The organism is Hymenobacter montanus, from assembly GCF_014699115.1.
Classification (GTDB): Bacteria; Bacteroidota; Bacteroidia; order Cytophagales; family Hymenobacteraceae; genus Hymenobacter; species Hymenobacter montanus.
This window is the reverse complement of sequence record NZ_JACXAD010000002.1, coordinates 23328-47027: the sequence shown is the minus strand read 5'-3', so window position 1 is coordinate 47027 and position 23700 is coordinate 23328. Positions and strand designations below refer to the sequence as shown.

General features: G+C 60.6%; 20 protein-coding genes. 11 read left to right on the top strand and 9 right to left on the bottom strand.

Annotated elements, in window-relative coordinates; all coding sequences use genetic code 11:
* Window positions 1-270 precede the first annotated feature (270 nt).
* A complete protein-coding gene (dnaK, locus tag IC235_RS01940) occupies window positions 271-2214 on the top strand; it encodes a molecular chaperone DnaK (RefSeq protein WP_191003485.1) in 1944 nt (647 codons plus the stop codon).
* 337 nt (window positions 2215-2551) lie between these two features.
* Here the strand turns inward: dnaK and IC235_RS01935 are convergent, their stop codons facing one another.
* A complete protein-coding gene (locus IC235_RS01935) occupies window positions 2552-3673 on the bottom strand; it encodes an endonuclease/exonuclease/phosphatase family protein (RefSeq protein ID WP_191003484.1) in 1122 nt (373 codons plus the stop codon).
* Between the two features lie 17 nt (window positions 3674-3690).
* Window positions 3691-4263, bottom strand: coding sequence for a 5-(carboxyamino)imidazole ribonucleotide mutase (gene purE, locus IC235_RS01930; protein ID WP_191003483.1), 573 nt, complete (start codon window positions 4261-4263; stop codon window positions 3691-3693).
* Between the two features lie 120 nt (window positions 4264-4383).
* On the opposite strand from purE, the gene IC235_RS01925 reads away from it, so the two are divergent.
* From IC235_RS01925 to IC235_RS01895, 8 genes are all read left to right on the top strand, one after another.
* Window positions 4384-5004 (top strand): MarC family protein, encoded by a 621-nt coding sequence (locus IC235_RS01925; RefSeq protein WP_191003482.1) that lies wholly within the window; start codon window positions 4384-4386, stop codon window positions 5002-5004.
* A 133-nt stretch (window positions 5005-5137) separates the two neighbouring features.
* Window positions 5138-5569, top strand: coding sequence for a MarR family winged helix-turn-helix transcriptional regulator (locus tag IC235_RS01920; protein WP_191003481.1), 432 nt, complete (start codon window positions 5138-5140; stop codon window positions 5567-5569).
* A 248-nt stretch (window positions 5570-5817) separates the two neighbouring features.
* Window positions 5818-8265, top strand: a complete 2448-nt coding sequence (locus IC235_RS01915; protein ID WP_223847031.1) for a TonB-dependent receptor — start codon at window positions 5818-5820, stop codon at window positions 8263-8265.
* Between the two features lie 104 nt (window positions 8266-8369).
* Window positions 8370-9395, top strand: a complete 1026-nt coding sequence (hemE, locus tag IC235_RS01910) for a uroporphyrinogen decarboxylase (protein WP_191003480.1) — start codon at window positions 8370-8372, stop codon at window positions 9393-9395.
* Between the two features lie 413 nt (window positions 9396-9808).
* The gene (locus tag IC235_RS22920) at window positions 9809-9991 is read left to right on the top strand and encodes a recombinase family protein (protein ID WP_449405146.1); all 183 of its coding nucleotides are present in this window, start codon (window positions 9809-9811) and stop codon (window positions 9989-9991) included.
* Between the two features lie 43 nt (window positions 9992-10034).
* Window positions 10035-10421, top strand: a complete 387-nt coding sequence (locus tag IC235_RS22915) for a recombinase family protein (protein WP_449405145.1) — start codon at window positions 10035-10037, stop codon at window positions 10419-10421.
* Between the two features lie 74 nt (window positions 10422-10495).
* Window positions 10496-10762 carry a transposase gene (locus IC235_RS01900; RefSeq protein WP_317173522.1) on the top strand — a complete coding sequence of 89 codons (267 nt, stop codon included), beginning with the start codon at window positions 10496-10498 and terminating at the stop codon, window positions 10760-10762.
* Between the two features lie 120 nt (window positions 10763-10882).
* Window positions 10883-12793, top strand: coding sequence for a T9SS type A sorting domain-containing protein (locus tag IC235_RS01895; protein WP_191003478.1), 1911 nt, complete (start codon window positions 10883-10885; stop codon window positions 12791-12793).
* Window positions 12794-13175: 382 nt separating this feature from the next.
* Here IC235_RS01895 and IC235_RS01890 read toward each other — a convergent pair whose 3' ends face one another.
* The 6 genes from IC235_RS01890 to IC235_RS01865 all read right to left on the bottom strand — a co-directional run bounded on the left by IC235_RS01890 (window position 13176) and on the right by IC235_RS01865 (window position 19604).
* Window positions 13176-13736, bottom strand: a complete 561-nt coding sequence (locus tag IC235_RS01890; protein ID WP_191003477.1) for a Tn3 family transposase — start codon at window positions 13734-13736, stop codon at window positions 13176-13178.
* Between the two features lie 89 nt (window positions 13737-13825).
* The gene (locus IC235_RS01885) at window positions 13826-14827 is read right to left on the bottom strand and encodes a bifunctional heptose 7-phosphate kinase/heptose 1-phosphate adenyltransferase (RefSeq protein ID WP_191003476.1); all 1002 of its coding nucleotides are present in this window, start codon (window positions 14825-14827) and stop codon (window positions 13826-13828) included.
* 89 nt (window positions 14828-14916) lie between these two features.
* Window positions 14917-16137, bottom strand: a complete 1221-nt coding sequence (locus IC235_RS01880; protein ID WP_191003475.1) for a pyridoxal phosphate-dependent aminotransferase — start codon at window positions 16135-16137, stop codon at window positions 14917-14919.
* Window positions 16138-16373: 236 nt separating this feature from the next.
* Window positions 16374-18392, bottom strand: coding sequence for a glycosyltransferase family 2 protein (locus IC235_RS01875; protein ID WP_317173513.1), 2019 nt, complete (start codon window positions 18390-18392; stop codon window positions 16374-16376).
* A 216-nt stretch (window positions 18393-18608) separates the two neighbouring features.
* Complete coding sequence (recR, locus tag IC235_RS01870; RefSeq protein WP_191003474.1) at window positions 18609-19223, bottom strand: recombination mediator RecR; 615 nt, start codon at window positions 19221-19223, stop codon at window positions 18609-18611.
* 99 nt (window positions 19224-19322) lie between these two features.
* The gene (locus IC235_RS01865) at window positions 19323-19604 is read right to left on the bottom strand and encodes an ATP-dependent Clp protease adaptor ClpS (protein ID WP_191003473.1); all 282 of its coding nucleotides are present in this window, start codon (window positions 19602-19604) and stop codon (window positions 19323-19325) included.
* 253 nt (window positions 19605-19857) lie between these two features.
* Between IC235_RS01865 and IC235_RS01860 the strand changes: the two genes are divergently transcribed.
* Entirely contained in the window at window positions 19858-20415 is a 558-nt protein-coding gene (locus IC235_RS01860) for a hypothetical protein (protein ID WP_191003472.1), read from the top strand.
* Between the two features lie 352 nt (window positions 20416-20767).
* Here IC235_RS01860 and IC235_RS01855 read toward each other — a convergent pair whose 3' ends face one another.
* Window positions 20768-21505: a class I SAM-dependent methyltransferase gene (locus IC235_RS01855; protein WP_191003471.1), complete on the bottom strand. Its 738-nt coding sequence runs from the start codon at window positions 21503-21505 to the stop codon at window positions 20768-20770.
* Between the two features lie 554 nt (window positions 21506-22059).
* Here IC235_RS01855 and IC235_RS01850 point away from each other — a divergent pair.
* Window positions 22060-23694 carry a DEAD/DEAH box helicase gene (locus IC235_RS01850; RefSeq protein WP_191003676.1) on the top strand — a complete coding sequence of 545 codons (1635 nt, stop codon included), beginning with the start codon at window positions 22060-22062 and terminating at the stop codon, window positions 23692-23694.
* Window positions 23695-23700 lie beyond the last annotated feature (6 nt).

The window sequence follows — 23700 nt, the reverse complement described above, 5'->3', positions numbered from 1 at the left end:
TTTTTGCTCTGGCTTCCGGTCAGCTAGCACGGGCCGCTTGCATACCGCAAGCGGTCAGCCCTGCTCGGCCCTACTTCTGCAGCCCTGTCAGGAAAAATCTCCTGGTCGAAAACAAACCCGGCCACCGAGTCGCATAAGGCCGGCACTTGCCGATAATCGGTGACAGTTTGTCACCAAAACGACGCTGGTACGTTGCTTGTAATCCCCGGGCAGCGGCCGCGAGGCTGTTTGACCTGACATTCCACTCCTAACCAACCAACACCCAAAAACATGGGCAAGATAATCGGCATTGACCTCGGCACCACCAACTCGTGCGTGGCCGTAATGGAAGGCAACGAACCCGTTGTAATTCCCAACAGCGAAGGCCGCCGCACCACCCCCAGCATCGTCGCGTTTCTCGACGGGGGCAAGGGCGAGCGCAAGGTGGGCGACCCCGCCAAGCGCCAGGCCGTTACCAACCCTAAGAACACCATTCAGAGCATTAAGCGCTTCATGGGCCGCCACTTCAACGAAGTAACGGCCGAGCAGAAGCACGTTTCCTACGAGGTAGTGAGCGGGGCCAACAACACGGTGGCCGTAAAAATTGGCGACCGCAATTACACGCCGCAGGAAATTTCGGCCATGGTGCTGCAAAAGATGAAGCAGACCGCCGAAGACTACCTCGGCACCACCGTAAGCGAAGCCGTTATTACGGTGCCGGCTTACTTTAACGACGCGCAGCGCCAAGCCACCAAAGAAGCCGGCGCCATCGCTGGCCTCGACGTGAAGCGCATCATTAACGAGCCCACGGCCGCGGCCCTGGCCTACGGCCTCGACAAAAAGCACAAAGACCAGAAAATCGCCGTGTACGACCTCGGCGGCGGTACGTTCGACATCTCCATTCTGGAGCTGGGCGATGGTGTGTTCGAAGTACTGAGCACCAACGGCGACACCCACCTGGGTGGCGACGACTTCGACCAGGTTATCATCAACTTCCTGGCTGACCAGTTTGCTTCGGAAAACGAAGGCCTCGACCTGCGCAAGGACCCGATGGCTCTGCAGCGCCTTAAGGAAGCTGCCGAGAAAGCTAAGGTTGAGCTGTCGAGCTCGACCGAGACGGAAATCAACCTGCCCTACATCACCGCGACGGCTTCGGGCCCCAAGCATTTGGTGGTGAAGCTCAGCCGCTCGAAGTTCGAGCAGCTCGCCGACGACCTCGTGCGCCGCTCGATGGACCCCGTGAAAAAGGCTCTGCAAGATGCTGGCCTGTCGACGTCGGACATCAACGAGGTTATTCTCGTGGGTGGCTCGACCCGCATTCCCCGGATTCAGGAGGAGGTGGAGAAGTTCTTCGGCAAGAAGCCTTCTAAGGGCGTGAACCCGGACGAAGTGGTGGCCATCGGCGCCGCCATCCAGGGCGGGGTGTTGACCGGGGAGGTGAAGGACGTGCTTCTGCTCGACGTAACCCCGCTGTCGCTGGGCATCGAGACCATGGGCGGGGTGATGACCAAGCTCATCGAGGCGAACACGACCATCCCGACCAAGAAATCGGAGACCTTCTCAACGGCTTCCGACAACCAGCCTTCGGTCGAGATTCACGTGCTGCAGGGCGAGCGCCCACTGGCGGCTCAGAACCGCACTATTGGCAAGTTCCACCTCGACAGCATCCCCCCCGCCCCGCGCGGCGTACCGCAGATTGAGGTAACGTTCGACATCGATGCCAACGGTATCCTGAACGTAACCGCCAAGGACAAAGGCACCGGCAAGGAGCAGAAGATCCGCATCGAGGCCAGCAGCGGCCTGAGCGAAGCCGACATCAAGCGCATGCGCGACGAAGCGGCCGCCAACGCCGAAGCCGACCGGGCCGAAACCGAGCGCATCAGCAAGGTAAACGCGGCCGACTCGATGATTTTCCAAACCGAAAAGCAGCTGAAAGAGTACGGCGACAAGCTGAGTGATGGCAACAAGACCGCCATCGAAGGTGCCCTTGCCGACTTGCGTAAGGCCCACGAAAGCAAAGATCTCGGCGCAATCGATACGGCCATGACCGCCATCAATGCGGCCTGGCAAGCGGCCTCGCAGGAGATGTACGCGGCGGGTGGTGCCGGGGCCGATGGCCAGGGTCAGCCCGGCGGGGGCTTCCCCGGCGGCAACGGCCAGAGTTCGAACGGCAACGGCCAGCCGGAGGCTGATCATGTTACCGACGTGGACTACGAAGAAGTAGAAGGCAAGTAATGCGCTGATTTCGCGGATTGCTTTTCGCCAACCAAAAAGGCCCGGGGCACAGTGCTCCGGGCCTTTTTGGTTGGCAGCTGCTATTAATTGCCGGTTCGGTTTTCTCTTGCATGAAAATAGCAGGTCTTGACCAGTAACTCAACTCGGTTCTAGTTATCTGCCTAATGAATACCTTTCAACAATACCCGAATTTTCTATCCCCGATGGGGCTTAGCCGCTAATTGAATTGCTCGCCAAGAGTAACGAACGACGTACGGCCGACACAGATTCCAGCCATTACCTAATTAGGGCTTTACTGATGACTAGCTGCGTAAAGTACGCGCAGCCTCTGCCCGACTCATTTTACCCGAGGCTGGGCAGCTTCTTCCAATCCCTCCTCGATTCGCTCGGCCGCCTCGACGTGGTCATCGGCGTCGGCCTGCTCCAGCTCAGCCTCCTGCTCCTGCCAGCCGCTAGGCTCGTAGCTGAGGCGGATGTAAATGGGGTAATGGTCGGAGCCGATGTGGGAGAGACGCTCCAACCGCTGAATGCGGAAGTGCGCCGAATGAAACACATGGTCTAGAGGCCAGCGCAGCAGCTTGTAGTCGGCGTGGAAGGTGGGCAGCAGGCCCCGCCCGATGCGCGGGTCGAGCAGGCGCGAAAGCCGCCGAAACAACTCCGAGGTGTGCGACCAGGCCACGTCGTTCAGGTCGCCGGCCACGATGGTGGGGCCGTCGTGGTGCTGAATAATTTTGCCTACCACCAGCAGCTCGGCGTCGCGGCGGGCACTGGTTTTCGATTCCTGCGGCGCGGGCGGCTTGGGGTGGAGGAAGTGCAAGTTTACCGGGACCCCGTTGGGTAGCACCGCGCACCCGTGGAACGAGGGAATTTCCGGGTCCAGAATGTAGCGAATCTGCGGCTCCCGCAGGGGCAAGCGCGAAAACACCAGCATGCCGTAGGTATTGGGCAGCGGCGCGTGGCAGGTGTACGGATGCGTTTTTTCGATGCTTTGGAGCTGGCTCAGCCACCAGTCATCGGTTTCGACGGCTAGCACGATATCGGGCTGGTAGTCGCGAATGTGGCCCAGGCAGCGCGAGGCGTCGCGGTTATACATCAGCACGTTGGTCACCAGCAGACTAATATGGTGCTCGTCGTCGTCGGCCGGGCGGGCGGCGTCGGCCACCTGCTTGCGGTGCAAGGGCGTGTAGGGCCAGATGCGAGTGGTTTGGTAAACCAAGGCGGCGGCCAGGCTCACGGCGAAAACGTCGCGGCCAAAGCTGGGCGAGGCGGGCAAGGCCACGGCCGCCAGCAAGCTCAATGCCAGCCCGGCTACTATTTGCAGGCGTGGAAAGTCGCAAATGCGAATCCACCACGCAGTTTGGCGCAGAATGGGCAACAGGGTCGCTACCAGGGCCAAGCTGCCCAAAATCCAGGTAAGCCAATGAACCAGGGTGAGCAGCAAGGCAAGAAGATCAGCCATCGACAGGGCGCTGGGAATTATACATCATCCTGAAAGCCTCCCTTCCGCAGTTCTTCAATGGTGCGCATCACCCGGTCTTTGAGCGTGATGCGGTACTTTTCCAGGGCATCGGCCAGCCGGGCGTTGTTCAGGGCCAGCATCTGGATGGCCAGCACGGCGGCATTGGTGGCGCTGTCGATGCCGACGGTGGCCACGGGCACGCCGGCCGGCATCTGAATCATGCTCAGAATGGAGTCGAGCCCCTGGACGGACAGGGTGCTGTTGATGGGTACGCCAATGATGGGTATGGTGGTGAACGCGGCCACCATGCCGGGCAGGTGGGCCGCCCCGCCCCCGCCGGCAATCAGTACGCGCAGGCCCCGCTTGCGGGCACTTTCAGCGTACTCAACCATGCGGTGCGGCGTGCGATGCGGCGACACCAAGGTGATTTCATACGGAATGCCGAATTGGCGGAGCAGGTCCGCGGCGGCCGACATAATTTTTAAATCGGATTTCGACCCCATGATAATGCCGACGAGGGGCGTTTCAAGGGTAGGGCGGTCGTCGTGGTCGGAGCCCGACGAAGGACCGCCGGAAGAATCAGGAATCATAAAGTGCGAAAGAGTATATTAAGAACGCATAATACACGGCAAAAGGGGGAAACCAACCGTTGAGGTAGCAAAATACGGCTTTTCTGTCCGGCCCAGCACTTCTCCTACCTTTGTACCGCCATGGAAGTACTGCTCGCCACCTTCACCACCCTGTTTTCCATCGTTAACCCGTTTGGGGCGATGCCGGTTTTCCTCACGCTCACCGCCGACGACCGGGCTTCCGAGCGGGCCCGCACCGCCCTGCGGGCCTGCGTGTACATGGTGGCCATCCTGAGCGTGGCCTTCTTTGGTGGGCAGTATATCCTCAACTTTTTCGGCATCAACATCCAGCACCTGCGCATTGCGGGCGGCATCTTGCTCATGCGCTCGGCCTTCGAATTGCTCACCCCCGGCGCCAACCGCGACCGCGTCGGTCCCGATGCCCTGGAGGAAAGCAAACACAAGGACGATGTGAGCTTCACGCCGCTGGCTATGCCCATGCTATCAGGGCCGGGGTCCATGGCCATTTGCATCGGCCTCATCCGCCCGACTTACGTGGACAAGGCCATGACCATAGCCGGCTTTTCGCTGGTGGCGCTGGCCAGCTTTATCATTCTGCTATTTTCCCTGCGCCTGACGCGGGTGCTGGGCAAGCCCGGCATGGCGGCCATGGCGCGTATTATGGGCTTTATCACGCTGGCTATCGGCGTTAACTTCTTCGCCACGGCCATCGCGGCCCTGTTTCCGGGCCTGACTAGGTAGCGCCCGCCACGGCAACCCGACGGCGCTACGACGTTCAACAAGCCTACGGCGTGGCAGTACTTCCTCCCCTCGACACCAGGGTTCGCAAATTTTTTATGATATATCATAAACATTGCCGTATCTTTGCTTCATCATGCTTAACTCCATTCTTTTTTACTCGCTTGATAAGGCTATCCGTAGCTACCGGCGGATGGCTCAGGCCAACATCGACCGGGCGGGGCTCGCCATTACCATCGACCAGTGGCTGGTGCTGCGGGTGCTGCTGGAGCATGACGACCTGACCCAACACGAAATCGCGGAGCAGGTTTTTAAGGATCAGGCGTCGGTGGCCCGCATGCTGGCGCTGCTCACCAAGCGCGGCCTGCTGTCGGCGGTACCCTTGCCGAACGATGGGCGCCGCACCAAGCTCCGAGTCACCGAACAGGGGCAGCACTTGCTCGACGCCGTGCACCCCCTGATCCTGAATAACCGGGCCCGGGCGCTGGCCGGCATTTCGGTTGAGGAGATAGCCGTGCTCCAACAACTGCTGGAGCGCATTGCCGGCAACTGCGTACCCACTGACTAGGTCTTTCGACCGTTTCGCCTGCTTCGCAACGGCTTAACAAATAACAGCCCTCTCTTACCATCTTGCCGAAGCTCATCAGCTTGATACAAGCTGCTGCGGAATACGCACATCTAAGCAATGTTTATGATATATCATGCTCTTTTAACCACTCCCGGTTTTCCTACGATTCAGCTCTGAGCCTATCAGCCTCAGGCTTGCCAAAACGCCTTCAACTTCTATTTATCCCCAACACCTCCCCACTCTTTATTATGAAACCTCTCCGTTATCCCTTCATGAAAGCGGGCTGCTGGCTGCTGGCCCTGCGACTCACGGGTGCCCTGGCAGCGCAGGCCCAGGCGCCCGTTGATGTGCACGGCACGGTACAAAGTGCCGCCGGCGCTCCCATCGAATTTGCCACCGTGACTTTGCACCGGGCGACTGATTCCACGGTGGTCAAAACTGAATTCAGCGACCCGAAAGGGCATTTCCAGTTTGAGCGGGCCGCCAACGGGCGCTACCTGGTTTCGGCCGCGCAGGTCGGCTTCGTGCGGCAGTGGTCGCCGCCCTTTGAGGTGGCGGGCCAGGCCGTGGCGCTGCCGGTGCTGGCGCTGGCGACCAGCGCGGCCACGGCGCTGAAGGAAGTGATGGTAGTGGGACAAAAGCCGTTGTACGAGCACGAAGCCGACCGCACCATTGTCAACGTGGAGGGCTCGACGCTGGCGGCCGGCAACACGTCTCTGGACATCCTGCGCCGTTCGCCGGGCGTGACGGTTGACGGCAACGACAACCTGGCTCTGCGCGGCAAACAGGGCGTCCTGGTGCTTATCGACGGCAAGCGCCAGCCCATGACCGGCGCCGAGCTGGCCGACTACCTGCGCGCCCTGCCCGCCGACCAGCTCAAAAGCCTGGAACTGATAACCAACCCGCCGGCCAAGTACGACGCCCAGGGCGGGGCCGGCATCATCGCCATCAACCTCAAAAAAGACCAGCGCCTCGGCACCAACGGCACCCTTAACCTGAGCTACGCCCGAGGGGCGTTTAACCGGTACACCGGCGGCCTGAGCCTGAACCACCGCCGGCAAAACCTTAACTTGTTTGGCTCCTACAACTACTCCGACCGTTCGTTTTTGAACCTGCTGACTATTCACCGGGACTTTTACAGCCGCCTCACCGCCACCGGCCGGCCCCTGACGGGCACCTCCGACCAGGACAACCGCAGCCCGATTACCCTGCATTCGCACAGCTGGCGCGGCGGGCTGGACTATAATCTATCGGAGAACACCACGCTCGGGGCGGTGGTGAGCGGCCTCGACAACCGGAACGCCACCGCCGGTACCAACCAAACGGTGCTGAACGACTTACTGCGCGGCCGGGAGCAGCGCTACAACGCCACCAACACCAGCCAGAACCAGCTGGATAACGTGGCCGGCAACCTCAACCTCCGGCGCACTTTCACCAACGCCTTCGGCCCGCAGGAGCTCACGGCCGATGCCGACTACGCCCGCTACCGCAGCAACCGCAACCAACTGCTGCGAACCTACTTCGTGGGGGAGCCTGACCTGGCCAACCGCCTCGACCAAAACGGCCTCCTGGTTATTCAATCAGTTAAGATTGATTACCTGCAGGCACTCAGCAAGCAGTTGCGGGTGGAACTGGGGGCCAAATCCAGCTTGGTGACGGCCGATAACGACCTGAAATATTTCAATGACGCCCGGCTGGATTTGAGCCGTTCGAACCGCTTTCGCTACGACGAGAACATCAACGCGGGCTACGTGAACCTGAACTACAGCCAACCCCGGCTGACGCTGCAAGCGGGGTTACGCGGCGAGCAAACCAACGCCGTAGGTAAGCAGGACCGCGAGGTGGAATACCAGGACTTCCAGCGCAATTACTTCCAGCTGTTTCCGAGCGCGTCCATCAAGCGCCAGGTGGGTGACAACCACGAGCTGGCCCTATCCCTGAGCCGGCGCATCGACCGGCCAGGCTACGGGCAGCTGAACCCCTTCCGCCAGCTCATTGACCGTACTACCTCGGGCAGCGGCAACCCCAACCTGCTACCCCAAACCAGCTACAACGTGGAGCTGACCCATACTTTCAAGCAGAAATACAGTGCGGGCCTGAGCTACAGCCGGACCAGCGACCCGCTCCTCGGCGTGGTGCAGCCCGAAACGGACAGTACGGTGCTCTCGACCTTCCGCAACCTCACCCGCCAGCACTATTATGCCCTTACGCTGACGGCCCCGGTGGATATTACCCCCTGGTGGAAGACCTTCAACAACGCGGTACTGTATTACAACCGCTTCAGCGGCGCGGTGGCGGGCACCAACCTCGACCGCGGCGGCGTGGCCGTGACGCTCACCTCCAACCACACCTTCACCTTCGGCAAGGGCTGGAGCGCGGAGCTGAGCGGCAGCTACGAGTCGCGGCAAGTGGATGGCTTCTTCGTGCAGCGCCCGAACGGGGAAGTGAGCGGCGGGGCCCAAAAGAGCCTGTGGGAACGCAAAGCCACCCTGAAACTGGCCGTGACCGACCTCTTTTTCACCCGAACCGGGCGGGTTACTTCCACTTACGACAACTACGTGGAGCGTTTCTACCAGCGCCGCGACTCGCGCTTTATGACGCTGTCCTTCAGCTACCGCTTCGGCAACGATAAGCTCACGCCCACTCGCCGCCGCGGCGGGGGGGCCGAAGACGAAAAGCGCCGCGCTGGCAGCTAGCCCACTTGGCGACTGATCGCGCAGTTGGACTGGATTTTAAGCAAGGGGACACTTTTCGGCCGGCCTTCAAAGGACTAGCCGGAGGGTGTACCTTTGCCTTTCCTATGCTGAAAAACGACCTTTTCCTGCGCGCCGCCCGCGGCGAAGCCACCGAGCGCCCCCCCGTCTGGCTGATGCGCCAAGCCGGCCGCATTCTGCCCGAGTACCGCGCTCTGCGGGCGCGCCTCTCCGGCTTTAAAGAGCTGGTGGAAACGCCCGCCCTGGCCGCCGAAGTCACCATCCAACCCGTGGATGCGCTCGACGTGGATGCCGCCATCATCTTCTCCGATATTCTGGTGGTGCCCGACGCCATGGGCCTGCCCTACGAGATGGTCGAAGCCCGGGGGCCGCTCTTCCCCAACGTCATCCGTACGGCTGCCGACGTGGCCAAGCTCCGCGTCGCGGACCCCGAAGAAGGTCTTGGCTACGTGCTCGAAGCCCTGCGCATCACCAAGCGCGCCCTCAACGGCCGGGTGCCGCTCATTGGTTTCGCCGGGGCGCCCTGGACCCTGCTGGCCTACATGGTGGAGGGCCACGGCTCCAAAACATTCAGCAAAGCCCGGGGCATGCTCTACCGCGAGCCCGCCCTGGCCCACCAGCTACTGGCCAAGATAACGGCCACGACCATCGCCTACCTCCAGGCCCAGGTCGCGGCTGGTGCCCAGGTGGTGCAGATATTCGACTCCTGGGCGGGCACCCTGCCCCCCGAACACTACCGCGAGTTTTCGACGCGCTACATCGCCGAAATCTGCGAAGCGCTGGCCCCGCGGGTGCCCGTCACCGTCTTCGCCAAAGGAGCCTGGTGGGCCGTGCCCGATTTTGCTGCCACCCCCTGCCGCACCATTGGGCTCGACTGGAACCAGGATCCCGCTCAGGTGCGCCAGCAAGCCGGCGACAAAACCCTGCAAGGCAACCTCGACCCCTGCGCCCTCTACGGCACCCGCGAACAAGTGAAAGCAGCCACCGTAACCATGCTTCGCAAGTTTGCGGGTGGCCCCCACATCGCCAACCTCGGCCACGGGGTGTACCCGGACACTGACCCAGACAATGTACGCGTATTTGTGGACACGGTGAAGACTTGGCGGGGATAACGATTGGTCAGGGGCTTTATGAAACTTCTTTTGGTCCCTCCTACTGCCTGCTGGCCCCTATTGCGCTACTGGCGCGAGTTTAGCGCAGCGTAACTCGTGCCGACCATTCGGGCGAGGCTGAGCCTCGCGTAGAACGACTTCATTAACGATTCGTCGGCATGATTGAGTAATCCTGGCCTTGGTTAAAAGGTTGGTGCAAAAGTTAAACAAGACACTTTAAAACAGGCCCACTACCTGCTGACGCTCTGCAGAGGCTATTTAGCTTGTTCAGCCAAATGAACGTATTTCTGTACAAGTTAATTAAACACCTGTAGTCCGGCGAAGCCAAAACCAGCCGATTTGGTACAGAAAACTTGTTCAGCAATCAAAGTGCAGAAGGGTACCTGCGCAACGGATAACCTGTACTTTGCCCCATGAAAATCGGCTACGCCCGCGTCTCCACCCGCGACCAGCACCTGGAACTGCAACTTGATGCCTTACACAAGGCCGGGTGTGAAACTATCTTCCAGGAACATGCTTCCGGGGCCACCAAAGCCCGCCCGGAATTAGACCGGCTCTTGGCCAGCTTGCGCAAAGGCGATACGGTCTACACCTAATAAGCTCGACCGGTTGGGCCGCTCGCTCAAGCATTTGCTGGATATGGTGGCCGAACTCGAGTTTCGCGGCGTGGGCCTGGTCTCGCTGGCCGATGCCATCAACACGACCTCCGCCCAGGGCCGGCTCGTGTTTAACCGGTTTGCCTCACTGGCCGAATTTGAACAGGAGCTGATTCGCGAGCGTACCCACGCCGGACTGGCTTCGGCGCGCGCCCGGGGCCGGGTGGGTGGCCGCCAGCGGGGCCTCTCGAAAGAGGCCGAGCGCACGGCCATTATCGCCGAAACCCTCTATCGGGAACAGCTGCTTGGCATCAACGAAACTGCCCAGCGCCTGAGCATCTCTAAGGTCACACTCTATAAATACTTACGCCACCGGGGCGTCGTCATTCATAGTCATCGCAAAGCTGCTATGGGCAAGCAGACCGCGTGAGTTTTGTGCCAAGTGCTCGGTTCAATTCCTTAGCGTGCTATTTTTCCGTTTCCTGAGAGGCCCCCTTTACAACCATCATCTCAGCCACGGCCGAACGCTTTGTGTTGGCCGTAGCCAAGTTCCTCACCCACCTGACCCAGCCCACCGTGCTCGACAATGCCTCCATTCATAAGGCCCACCTAGTCAAAGCGCACCAGGCGGCCTGGGCAGCTGCGGGCTTGACGCTCTTGTTTTTACCACGCTATTCCCCCGAACTCAACCGCATCAAAATCCTCTGGCACTTTTGCAAGCACTATTGGCTCACGCCCGCAGCCTGTCAAACCCCGCAGACATTGCTCTAACACGTTACCGACCTGCTGCTAGCCATTGGAACCCCACAATACCAGATTACTTTTGGCTGAATAATTATTTAATGATTACTTTTGATAATCTACGCTCAGACACCTTTTTTCTCTTAATTGATGAACAAAACACTTACTCTCAGCTGCTGCTTCCTGCTAGCTGGCCTCAGCGCCCGGGCGCAAGCCCTAACCGGCACCGTTACGGTGGGCGGCACTACCCCAACTTATTCAACCCTGACTGCCGCCGTGACGGCTCTACAAAGTCGTGGGGTAGGGGCCGGCGGAGTTACGTTAGCCGTGCGCCCAGGTACTTACGCGGAACGTATTACCCTAACCACGCTCACGGGCTCGTCGGCCGCCAATCCAGTGCGATTTGTAGGGCGCGGCGGAACCGTAACGTTGCGGCCCGTGGGTACCAACGCCAATACCGATGCAGCCGTTACTATCACAGCCTGCGACTATATTACCCTCGATTCGCTGAACGTAGCCGACGGCGGTACTAGCGGCGCCGATCAGGTGGAGGTTGGTTACTCTATCACGGGTACTGCCACCAAGGGTAGCACCCACGTTACGATTAGTAACTGTTCGGTACGGTTGGGCGGCGGAACGGCGCCATCCGGGTCCTCTAGCAGCCGAGGAGTGCAAATAGTGTCGGTAGCTACTACAGCTAGTGGAGCCAACAACTTCAACCGCATCCTGAATGTGCAGGTAGACAAAGCCGCTAGGGGAATCCAGCTGAGTGGCCAACCCACTTTTCGCGACCAAGGCAACGAAGTGCGCGGCTGTGTACTAGGTGGACGCACGTTCATTGGAATTGATGGCATAGATGCCGGAGCGAGGGCCATTGGCATTTCGGCGGCAGAGCAACGGGCCGTACGCCTGCTCAACAACCGCATCGACAGCGTGCTGGTCCGTAACTCGAACCCGCTTCCTAGGACTAGCATATCCGGCATTGGCTTGGACAATGTGAGTGGCCGACTTGAAGGGAACCGTATTAGCTATGTGCGGTTTGCTGGGGAAGGACTATCCTTAGCCCAAGGCATCCGCGCCAGTGTTATAGATGGGGATACTCTCAAAGTATTCAACAATTTCGTAGGAGGCATTTCTCGCATTAATTTCACCATCGGCCCTGCAGACAATGCGCTTTATGCTCTGGGCATCTGGCTAAATTATCTGCCGGGTGGCGGCGGCCTCACGCAGGTCTTCCACAACACTATTGTATTGCCCGCCGCTCCCACGCCAGTGGGCTACAGCTCCGCTGGTTTCCACATGATCGGTGGTGTCCTCGTCGGTGGTATCATCCGTACCGTCCCAGCCGAGCTGCGTAATAACATTATTATCAATCGGCTCAGCACCAGTGTAAATGGGCATGGTGCTTTTGCCATTGTAGATGGCAACTCGGCCCGTGGCAACCTAACCAGTGATACCAACGTGCTACTAGCGCCTGGTACTAACGGCAGTATCGGGCAGACTGGCCGCGAGGATGGTGGCACCCGCATCACATCGGTTACACTAGCGGAGTGGCGCACCAACACCGGTACTGATGCTCGGTCGATAAGCAAGGCCGTGGCCTTCATAAACGAAGCCGCTAGCGACCTGCATCTGGCCGGGGCTTCGGTTGGTGACCGGGAACTAGCCGGCAATTTCCTCGCCGCAGTAAATCTTGATATCGACGGGGCTTCGCGTAGTCGTACTGCTCCCTACATTGGGGCCGACGAGGCTAGTGTACCATTACGCAACGCGGAGGCCAAGGCACTGGCGCTAGGTTTGCAAGCGTATCCCAATCCGGCCCTGAGCGCAGTGAATGTGCGCTACGTTCAGCCTCTGTCAGGTTTCGTGCGCATAACGGTGGTGGATGCGTTGGGCCGGTCGGTGCAGCACTTTACCACGCTGCCGCAAGCTGCCGGCGCGCAACAGCGTCAACTCGATATGGCTGGTTTAGCTGATGGAGTGTATGTGGTACAGGTAGCAGTCCCCGCGCCTGGCAACACCTTCACTACGGCTTCAACCCGTGTAAGCATAGTTCGCTAACTACGCGTTTAAATACCTTGTTCAGGAAGTTTTAGTGTATTTCAGATGCATGAGAACACCGCATCTGACCCTTACGCCTGAGCAGGTGACGTACCTGACGGAATTGAGCCTGCACCGTATCGCAACCCACTGCGTAGGCGGCGGCCAACTGGTCCAGACTCAAGCCCCGGCTGTGGCTGAGCACGGCCTGCGTTCGCCTGCGCTCGCGGGCATGAACCCCGGCCGCGGCGGCCTGCTCCAGCGCCAGCAGGCAAGAAAATGGGCCTTGGTTAAAAGTTTGGTACAAAGGTTAAACGAGCGGGGCGGCTGGGGCTCCCACTGGAAGGCAAAAAGCGCCTCTACATCGAAGCGGAGCGAGTCTTTTAGGGCTTCGTCGGAAAAGTCAAACTCGCCGTGTAGGTTGGGGTGCTGCCAGCTTACGAGCGAACTGGCGGCGATGGTATCGGCCACCGCCTGGCGCTCGGCCGCCGGGGCCTGGAGTAGGTACTGGTTCAGGTACAGGCAATTCCAGCACACAATCACGGCCAAATGCTTGAAGCGCATTTTGGACCAGCCGTTTGCAGGCATCGGCCAGTTGCTGCTCTTCCTTGCCGGCGTAGGGAATCTGCCCGTTCTGGCCGTAAAACACGGCCCGCGCGAATGAATGGGCGCTTTCGAGCTTGTCCAATTGGTCGTCGATGCGCTGGCGCAGGTCCTGGTCGTCCATGTAGCGCAACAGGAATTCGGTGCGCACCGCCCGGCCCAGCTCGCGCAGGGCCAGGTACACGGGGTGGTGCTGGGAGTAGGAATTGAGCCGCAGCAGCACGGTGGAAGCCGTCACGTGCTTTTGTTTGAGGCTCACGACCAGCCGCAGCAGCGTGTCCCACTGGGCCTCAATCAGCGCCCGGTCAACGCGCTTGACCGGGGACAGGGCGTAGGCCGTCAGGCCCAGCCTCCACCCCATAAACAGGCACGAGTTACGCTGCGCTAAACTCGCGCCAGGGGCAGTCAGGGCAGTGATAAAGCGTCTGGCGGAAAAATCGGAATAGAAGCTTAAGTGGCTATTCCAGCTTCGGCTGCTTCGACTAGCAGCAACTGCTTTTCCACGGGCACCACGCCGACCTGCTCGCACACCAGCCCGCCGCCGAGGTTGGCGAGTGCAGCAGTAAAGGAAGCCGGGCAACCCAAGGCCACACAGAGGGCGGCAATGCTAATCACGGTGTCGCCCGCGCCGGACACATCCGAAATCGTGCGCAGATGAGCCGGCAAGTAGGTTTTCTGAGCGTCTTGCTGGGCAAATATCCCGTACTCCGAGAGCGTGACCAGCACCGTTTCGGGCTCCAGTACTTCGCGCAGTCTGGCTACCGCGGCCTCAAAGCCGGGGCGGTCGGAATCGGGGTCGCCAAATTCCAGCTTCAGGCCTTCGCGCAGCTCTTTCAAATTGGGCTTGAACAGGGTGCAATGGCGGTAAGCCAGGAAGTTTTTCTTTTTGGGGTCGACCACCGTAGGGATGCCGCGCCGCCGCGCCCGGGCAATGCACTCGGTGATGATGGCCTCGTTCAACACGCCCTTGTCGTAATCTTCAAATACCACCACGTCGGCGCGGACCAGCAGGTCGTCGTAGGCGGCCAGCATCTGGGCGCTTTCGTCGGCATTCACGTCGGTTTCCACCTCCGAGTCGATGCGCAGCAGCTGTTGGCCGTGCGCCAGAATGCGTTGCTTGACCGTGGTGGGCCGGTGGGCACTGCGAATAATGCCCTCGGCCGAAAGCTGCCGCTCGTGCAACAGCTGCAGGAGCTGGTCGCCACCCACGTCGGTGCCGATGACGGCGCACAGCAGCGGTGTCGCGCCGAGCGCCTGCACGTTCAGGGCCACGTTGGCGGCCCCGCCCAGGCGCTGCTCGGTGCGGGCCACGTGTACGATGGGCACCGGTGCTTCGGGCGAGAGCCGCGTCGAGCGACCCCACACGTAGGCGTCCACCATCACGTCGCCGATGATGAGGACGCGCAGGTTGTTGAAGTTTTCAAAAAGTGTCAGTAGAGAATCAATGGGCATTACGGCAGCAGAAATATTTGTAGCGCGGACTCTGCGAGTCCGCGCCCCTCTGAACAAGACCACTCATTCGCGGACTCGCAAAGTCCGCGTTACAGCTTCGCCAGGCTGGCTTTCACCCGCCGGAAAGCCTCTACTAGTTTGTCGTCGGCGGCGGCGGTGCTGAAGCGCAGGCACTCTGGGGCCCCAAACGCCTCGCCTGACACGGCCGACACCAGGGCGTCGTTCAGCAGATAAAGGGCCAGATCCAGGGAGTTACGGATGGTACTACCATCGGGGGCGGTGCGGCCGAAGTAGGCCGACACCTCCGGAAAAATGTAGAAGGCTCCGCTCGGCGTGGGCGTTTTGAAGCCCGGAATGTCTTTCACAATGTCCAGCACCAAATCGCGGCGGCGGCGGTAGGCTTCGACCATCTCATCGGCCGAGGTGCGGCCGCCGCGCAGGGCCGCCAGGCCGGCCCGCTGGGTGATGGAGCAGGTGCCGGACGTAATCTGGCTCTGCATTTTGTCACACGCCGCGGCAATGTCCGGCCGAGCGGCCAGGTAGCCCAAACGCCAGCCGGTCATGGCGTAGCCTTTGGAGAAGCCGTTCACAGTAATCACCCGGTCCTTAACCGCCGGAAACTGAGCCAGGCTCACGTGTTCGCCCACGAAGTTGATGTACTCATAAATCTCGTCGGCCAGGGCGTACACCTGGGGGTGCCGGCTCATAACTGCCGCGATTTCCTCCAGCTCCGCGCGGGTAAACACGGCTCCCGTTGGGTTGCAGGGCGACGAATACATGATGAGCTTGGTGCGTTCCGTGATGGCCGCTTCGAGCTGCGCCGCCGTCACCTTGTAGTCGTTTTCGAGGGTGCCCACCAGCGGCACCGAAGTGCCTTCGGCCAGCCGCACCATCTCCTCGTAGCTCACCCAATAAGGCGAAAACACAATGACCTCATCGCCAGGATTTACCAGGCTGAGCACCACGTTGGCCAGGGCCTGCTTGGCGCCGGTGCTCACCACAATCTGGTTGGGCAGAAAGTCGAGTTGGTTATCGCGCTTGAATTTGTCGCAAATGGCCTGCCGCAGCTCCGGGATACCAGGGACGGGCGTGTAGAAGGTGTAGCCTTCATCCAGGGCCTGCTTGGCGGCATCTTTAATGTATTGGGGCGTTTGAAAGTCGGGCTCGCCGAAGCTGAGGTTAATCACATCGAAACCCTTGGCGATCAACTCCCGGCACTTTTTGGCCATGGCAATGGTCGCCGATTCATTCATCGCTAGCACCCGATCGGAGAGCGGCGAAGCAGACGTGAGGGTGACAGTGGTGGGCATAAGCACAAATAATTGCGTTGGATGGATAAAGATACAGCGCCTCAACCCGTCAACCCGACGCCCCGTGATGGTTGCCATCTATTTTACCCGTGATCTGCTGGTCCTACCCACCCATTATCGCTATCAAAGGGTTTCCAGAACCTGGAACTTAGAACCTAGAGCTTAGAGCAGAGATTTCAGTCATAAGCCGGTTCCTTTCTTCGGTCTAAGTTCTAGGTTCTGAGTTCTGAGTAAAGTTACTGCCCTAGCCGCCGCCAGCAACGCCAGAGCACGCTTAAATCCATCCCCGGCTCGTAATCTTTGGCGTACAGCAGTTCCAGCCGCCGCTGGGTTACCTCGGTCAGCGGCGTAACCGTCGCCACGGCATCGGCCGGCGACAGCACGGCGGGCACCGCCTGCGCCGGGCCCGTGGTGTAGCGCAGGCCCACCCAGGTCCGGTTCCCGAGCAGGACCTCCAGGCAGTTGCGCAAAAAGCCTTCTTTCCGGGGTTGCCACCAGATGAGCAGCGGGGCCAGCAGCAGCAGCCCGGCACTACTCACCACGTCGAGCAAGCGCTTGGCCCGGGCCTGCTGAGGCTGGTAGAGGCTCAGGGCAATGTCGAGGGTATAATAGTCACCTGGCGTATCCTTGTTGCTGCTGCCGATGATGTACTGGCTGTCTTCGGGCAGAATTTTATAGGCCACCGGCGGGTCCGCGGGCAAGCTGAGCATCAGGGCGATGATTTGACTGGCGGGCAGGTCTTTACCACAGAAAATCAGCTCATCCAACGCGTAGAGGTGGATGATGTCGGCCAGCTGGCGCAGCTCGCCAAGCGCATCCTCAAGGGGCGAATGCGGCAACGGGGAAGGCGCGGCGTGCGCATCGGCAGCCGCGACGGCAGGGGTGGTAGCTTCGGGCGCCACGTTCACGTAGCCAATCACGCGGGCCTGCACGCCGGCGGCTTCCAGCAACTGGCGCACGCGACGGCTTTCGGGCCCCGAACCCACGATGGCAATGTTTTTCTGTCGGCGCTCACTCAAGCGCAAATCGCGGTACTTGATGAAGTGCGCTACCAGCTGCCGCCCCACCAACGCGGCCACGGCCCACACCCCGCCCAGAATAATCAAGGCCTTGGAAAAGCGCCAGGCATCCAGAAAGTTGGAAGCCGCCGAAATCACGAGCGTCCCGACGAAAACGCCCCGCACCACCCGTGAGGTTTTCACGGGCCGGTCGTAGGCCCCGCTCAGGTAAGCCGACGTCAGCCACACCAGAATGTAAGCCGGCACCACCACTTCCATGTACTGCGGCGGGTAGTTGCCGGGCGCGAACTTGTGGTTACGCTCCCAGTACGTTTTCAGAAAGTACATGCCGCCCCAAATCAGGCCGGCGTCGAGCAGCAGCGGGGCCACCCGCACGGCTAGCCGCTCCAGCAGCGCAGCCCCGGCCCGCAGCCAGATGGCAGCATTGATCAGCAGCGAAAACAGGCCCGCCCGCCCCGGCGCGAAGTGCTTGCGAGCAAAAATCACCATGGCCCGATAAAACACGAACACGAAGTTCACGCTCGTGCGCTTAGTGCTTTCGCCTTTGTAGTGAATGATGCGGGTGCCAGGGTAATAGTAGTTTTTCCAGCCGCCCTGCGTGAGGCGGTACGAGAGGTCGATGTCCTCGCCGTACATAAAATAATCCTCGTCGAGTAAGCCGATTTCGTCGAGTGCGGCTTTGCGCAACAGCATAAAGGCACCACTCAGCACTTCAACTTCGTGGGTTTCGTCGGGGCTCAGAAAGCCCAGGTGGTAGCGGCCGAACGTGCGCGACCTGGGCAGCAGCCGGGCCAGCCCAAACATCTTGTAGAAGGCGACTGTGGGCGTGGGCAGAGCGCGCTTGCTCTCGGGCAGGAACCGGCCCTGGCCGTCCAGCATTTTCACTCCCAGCCCCCCACACTCGGGGTGGGCGTCCATAAAGGCGCAGCAGGCGCGGAAGGTGTCCTCCTCCACCACCGTGTCGGGGTTCAGCAGCAGCTGGTACTGGCCGGTGGCCCGGCGCAGGGCCTGGTTGTTGGCCTTCGAAAAGCCGGGGTTGGTATGGTTGGCAATGAGCACCACCTCCGGAAAGCGGGCCTGCACCATGGCCACCGAGCCATCAGCCGAGTTGTTGTCGACCACGAAGACCTCCACCGGCTGCCCCAGTTTTTCCACTGCTCGCCGCACGGATAGCAGCGCCTGCTCCAGAAAATAGCAGACATTGTAATTGACCACAACGACGGAGAGCTTCACCACAGGGCGAAATTACGGGTCGTTCTACGAAACCTCACTAGCTCCCACGGGGCATGCCCCCCTCTCCGCAGTCGAGGGGCACCGGTTCAGCGCAAATCAATACTGAAACCGAAAACCCAAGAGCCCGCTCTCTAGCGGGCTCTTGGGTTGAATGTATGGAATGATACGTGGCGCAAGACCGGTGCCCCGCCGGAGAAGGGTTAGGGAATGAGGCTGCACTTACCGGGCCTGCCGCAGGCGCTCGACAATGCTGCGGCCCAGGGTGATTTCGTCGGCGTACTCCAACTCCCCTCCTACCGGAATGCCCCGGGCAATGGTGCTGATGTGCACGTTGGGCAAGTCGCGCAGGCGGCGCGAGAGGTAAAAAGCCGTCGTATCACCCTCCATGGTCGGGCTGATGGCCAGAATGACTTCGCGAATTTCCGAACCTTCTACCCCGGCCCGCTCGACCAGCGAGTCGATATGCAAATCCGAAGGACCCACGCCTTCGATGGGCGAGATCACACCTCCCAGCACATGGTACACGCCTTTGTACTGGCCCGTATTTTCGATGGCAATGACGTCGCGCACGTCCGAAACCACACACACCAGGCTGTGGTCGCGCAGCTTATTGGCGCAGATGTCGCATTCCTCGGCGTCGGCAATACTGTGGCACGTGCGGCAGTAGCTTATCTCGAAGCGCATCTTAGCCAAGGCCTCCGCCAGCGAAGCCGTGGTATCCATCTCCGCCTTGAGCAAGTGCAGGGCCAGCCGCAGCGCAGTTTTGCGCCCAATGCCGGGCAGGCGAGACAGCTCACCCACAGCGTTTTCAATCAGTTTTGAGGGAAACTCCATTCAGGTAGTGGTGCTTGGTTGTTGGTGCCTGGTGCGTGGTTGAAAAGTGCGGCTTTACCGAAAGCCAAGCACCAAGCACCAACAACCAAGCACCAAAAATTAAACGACGTCGGCCGAAATGCCGCGGTCGTGAATGGCGGTGCACATAGGCTCCAGTTCCTCGTAAGTCCCTATTTTGACGGCGCACTGCCCTTTGTAGTGGATGAGCAGGGTGCATTGCTCGGCCTGCTCGGGCTGGTGGCCACACACGTCAATCAGGGTTTTGATGACGTGTTCGAAGGTGTTGACGTCGTCGTTGTACACAACGAGGTTGCGGAGCTCGACTTCCTCTTCGAGCAGCAGTACCTCTTCATCGTAGTCAATTTGTGGGCGGGTGTTCATAGGGCAAATTTACGCAGGAATGGCCGTTTAGGGCAGCCCTTAATAACCCCAAATCCGGTTGATTCGTTTCGTCGCCAGCGGTTGATTCAGTTATGACTTAGTTAAACCCGACTGGAGAGGATGCGCGCCGGGCACCCGAAGCTTCTGGCCCCAAAGCCAGCGCCTGGGTTTCGGGCGTAATTTTTCCTCTCCACCCCCTCAATCAATTAGCTCCGGCATTCGACACCCAAATTCCGGCTTAACCCCGCTCCTCATGCCCGTTCCTTCTTCTGATTTCAAAAAAGCGCTTAAGCGCCTCCCCGAGAGCGACAAGGAAGCGCTGTTGCTGCGGGCCGTGCGCCGCGACGCCGAGCTGTACGAAACCTTCCGCTACGAGCTCCTGGCCGACGTAACCCTGAACCAGATTCAGGAGGAAACCGTCGACCGCATCCACGAGCTGTTCAACGTGGCCGTGTCGGGGCGCTTGCTCAATCGCAGCCTAGTGAAAGCCTTGCGTGCCAGCGTCCAGGAAGCGGCCCGGGCCCGCCGCATCACCAAAAGCAAGCAGCTGGAAATCGACCTGCTGGTCTACGCCCTCCGCCAGTGCATCGACCACTACTCCGGCCAGTTCGATAGCGTGTACGACGGCTTTTTCAACGCCACGGCCCGGCTCGCTGCCCGGCTCCCGGCCCTGATTCTGAAAAACCTGCACGAAGACCTATGGGTCGAATACCAACCGGAAATCGATGGGATACTGGGCGAGTTGCACGGCCGCAGTAAAAGCCACCAATTGCGGTTTGAGCTGCCCCGCCGCTTCAGTCTGCCCGAATAAAAAAGCCTGCGCGGGCTAGGCTTTTTTATTCATTGCGATGGCCAACCAGAAAAAGCGGGGTTGCTAAGAGGGGTTAACCGTAGGTAGTAAGTTTGGCACACGCTGCGGCTGAACTCGACCACGGTGCGGGCCCGCCAACACGCCAGCGGAGCACGCACAAAAACGGGCCGCACGCCCTCGGGCGCCACGGCTTGATCAGCAAGCTATGACAAGCGTGATGCCCATTTTAGGCCTTTATTCACCTCACTGCAGCCGCCCTGTGACTGCGTGACTGTTAACACTTCCTAGATCTTACCACGCCTTTAAGATCGGCAGCCGTTTTACCTGCCAACGCGGCTCAACTCGGCTTATTCTACTCTATGCGCCCGGCGCGCGCAAAAACGGGGAAAATCACCTCCCGCTCCCCTGCTTGCCAGCGCCGCGACACTTCTTCGGCCAGGGCCCCGACCGGGTCTTCGCCGTGCTGCTTGTGGTATTTCTGCACGCTCGACCAGGTGCGCAGATACTGCAGAAACCATTCGGCCGACCAGCGGCGCCGCACCGCGAAATGCGCCCGCTGCACCTCGGTACCAGGAAACGGGATCCGGGCGTACTCGTCGTCGATGTGCCAGCGGTTAGCGTCCCAGTACGGGCCCATGGTGGCGCGGTAAAAATGCTCAATAAGCGGGTCGATTTCCGGGCTTACCCGCACCAGGCCGTAGCCCCACTCGGCCAGCACCGCCCCCGGCCGACTCACCCGACGCACCTCCTGGTGGTAAGCGGCGGGCTCGAACCAGTGCACGGCCTGAGCCACAGTGATTAAGTCAAAATGCTGGTCAGGAAAGGGCGTTTGCTCGGCGCGGGCCGGCTGATAGTGGATATTTGAACGAGGGACGGCTTGTGCCAATTGATTCTCGCTCAAGTCGGTCGCATCGACCCGGGCGAAATAGTCGGCCAATACGACGGCGACCTGGCCGTTGCCAGTGGCGCAGTCCCAGGCCCGTGCGCGCCGGCCTACCTGGGGCAGCAGCCACTCGTAGAGGGCGGCGGGGTAGTCGATACGGTAGCGGGCATAGTCGGCGGCCTGGGCGGAGAAGCGGTCGAGGGCCATAGGCGGATTCTGGTTAACCCCAGTGGTGGAATAGATGAGTAGCGGCGGCAAGTTGGCAGAAAATTTAACGCCTGCCAACCCGCGGTGTCGGAGCCATTAGATGGATGAAGGTGCCACCGCTACGCGGCTTTAACTACGCTGCTTCTTTATATTCTACCAACCGGTCGCCGCTACGCGGCTAGGCCGCAATTTGAATTAGTAAAGCGATTTTCAGTTCAAAGTACCTGTCGCTGGGCTCCGCTCTGCTTTGGCACCACTCTGCTGGGGCTTCGCGCCTGAAGCGAACTGGGGTCGTACCCGGTAGTCTCGCCCTACCTGGTACGACCCCGTAGGACTCACGGGAGGTTCCACTAGCGGTACTCTGACTTGAAAAGTGGTGGTTAGGCCAACGGTTTGCCAACGAAAAGTTGGCGTAGCGCTACCGTATCTTTACCCCAAATCAAGCGGTTTGCTGGCCAATGCATCGGGGTCAGCCTTTTACAACTCTCATAAGCTGAACCTTGACCTTCCATGAATTTAACCTCCACGACGACCTTCTGGCCGGCGTGGATGCCATGAACTACCAGCAGGCCACCCCCATTCAGGAGCAGGCCATTCCCAAAATTATCGAGGGCAAAGACCTGATTGCCTGCGCCCAAACCGGAACCGGCAAAACGGCGGCCTACCTGCTGCCCCTGCTCGACAAGATTTCGCACGCCAAGCACGGCCACACCACCACCCTTATTCTGGTGCCCACCCGGGAGCTGGCCACTCAGATCGACGAACAGGTGATGGGCTTTGGCTATTATGTCGAGGCCAGCAGCATTGCCATCTACGGCGGCGGCAAAAGCGAGAACTGGGAGCAGCAGAAACGCGCCCTCACCAGCGGCGCCGACATCATCATCGCCACTCCCGGCCGCCTCATTGCCCACCTGCAGATGGGCTACGTGAAGTTCGACCAGATCCGGTATCTGGTGCTCGACGAGGCCGATAAGATGATGGACATGGGCTTTTCGGACGACATCCTGAACATCGTGCGCCAACTGCCCAAAGACCGGCAGACCCTGCTGTTCTCGGCCACCATGCCCAACAAAATCCGCGACTTCTCGCAGCAGATCCTCAAGAACCCCGAGGAAATCCGCCTGGCCGTTTCGAAGCCCGCCGCCGGCATCGACCAGCAGCTGTACATGGCCTTCGACCGCCAGAAGATCTACGTTCTGGAGCACATTATCAAAACCCAGGACGTGCAGAGCATGGTGCTCTTCACCAGCCAGAAAGCCGCCGTAGGGGGCATCGTGAAGGCCATCAACAAGCTGGGCTACGAGGCCCGCGGCATCAGCTCCGACCGCACCCAGGAAGAGCGCGAGGAAATCATGCGCGCCTTTAAAAACAAGCAGTTTCCCATCCTGGTGGCTACCGACGTGCTCAGCCGAGGCATCGACATCGACTCGCTGAGCCACGTGGTGAATTACGACATTCCGCGCGCCGCCGAAGACTACGTGCACCGCATTGGCCGCACGGCCCGCGCGGCTACCAAGGGCACGGCCATCACCTTCGTCTCCGACCAGGACCAGGACCGGGTGGTGAAAATTGAAAAGCTGATCGAGCGCGACCTGGAGAAGCGTTCCATCACCGAGGAGTTGGGTCTGGGCCCGGCTCCGGAGTTCGACCCCCGGCGCTTCGCCGGCCTGGGTGGTAAAATCGGCGGTCGGCCTCCCCGCGGTAGCCACGGCGGTAGTGGGGGCGGCCGAAATGGCGGCTCCCGCGAAGGGGGCAGGCGCGAAGGCGGTCGGGAGGGGGGCCGCCCCTCCCGCCGCGACGCGCCCGACCCGAAGGACCCTAAGCACTTGGAGCGTCTGGCCCACGCCAAAAATGCCCTGGCCGCGCTCGATTCCGGTCAGGCCCCTACTGTGCCCTACCAGCGCCCGCCCCGGGAGCCCCGCCCCGAAGGTGAAGCCCGCCCCGAGCGCCGGCCCCGGCCGGAAGGGGAAGCGCGCCCGCCCCGGGAGCCCCGCCCGCCCCGCTCCGAAGCTGAATCGCGCGAACCGCGCGCCGAAGGCGAGGCCGGCCCGCCCCGACCCGAAGGCGAGCGGCGGGGCAATCGCGGCGGACGCAATCGTGGTGGTCGTAATCGGGGTGGCCGGGGTCCCCGGCCCGGAGGCGCCGCGGCTACTGGTGAGACGCCGGCGGCTCCCGCTCCAACCGAATAAGCGGGC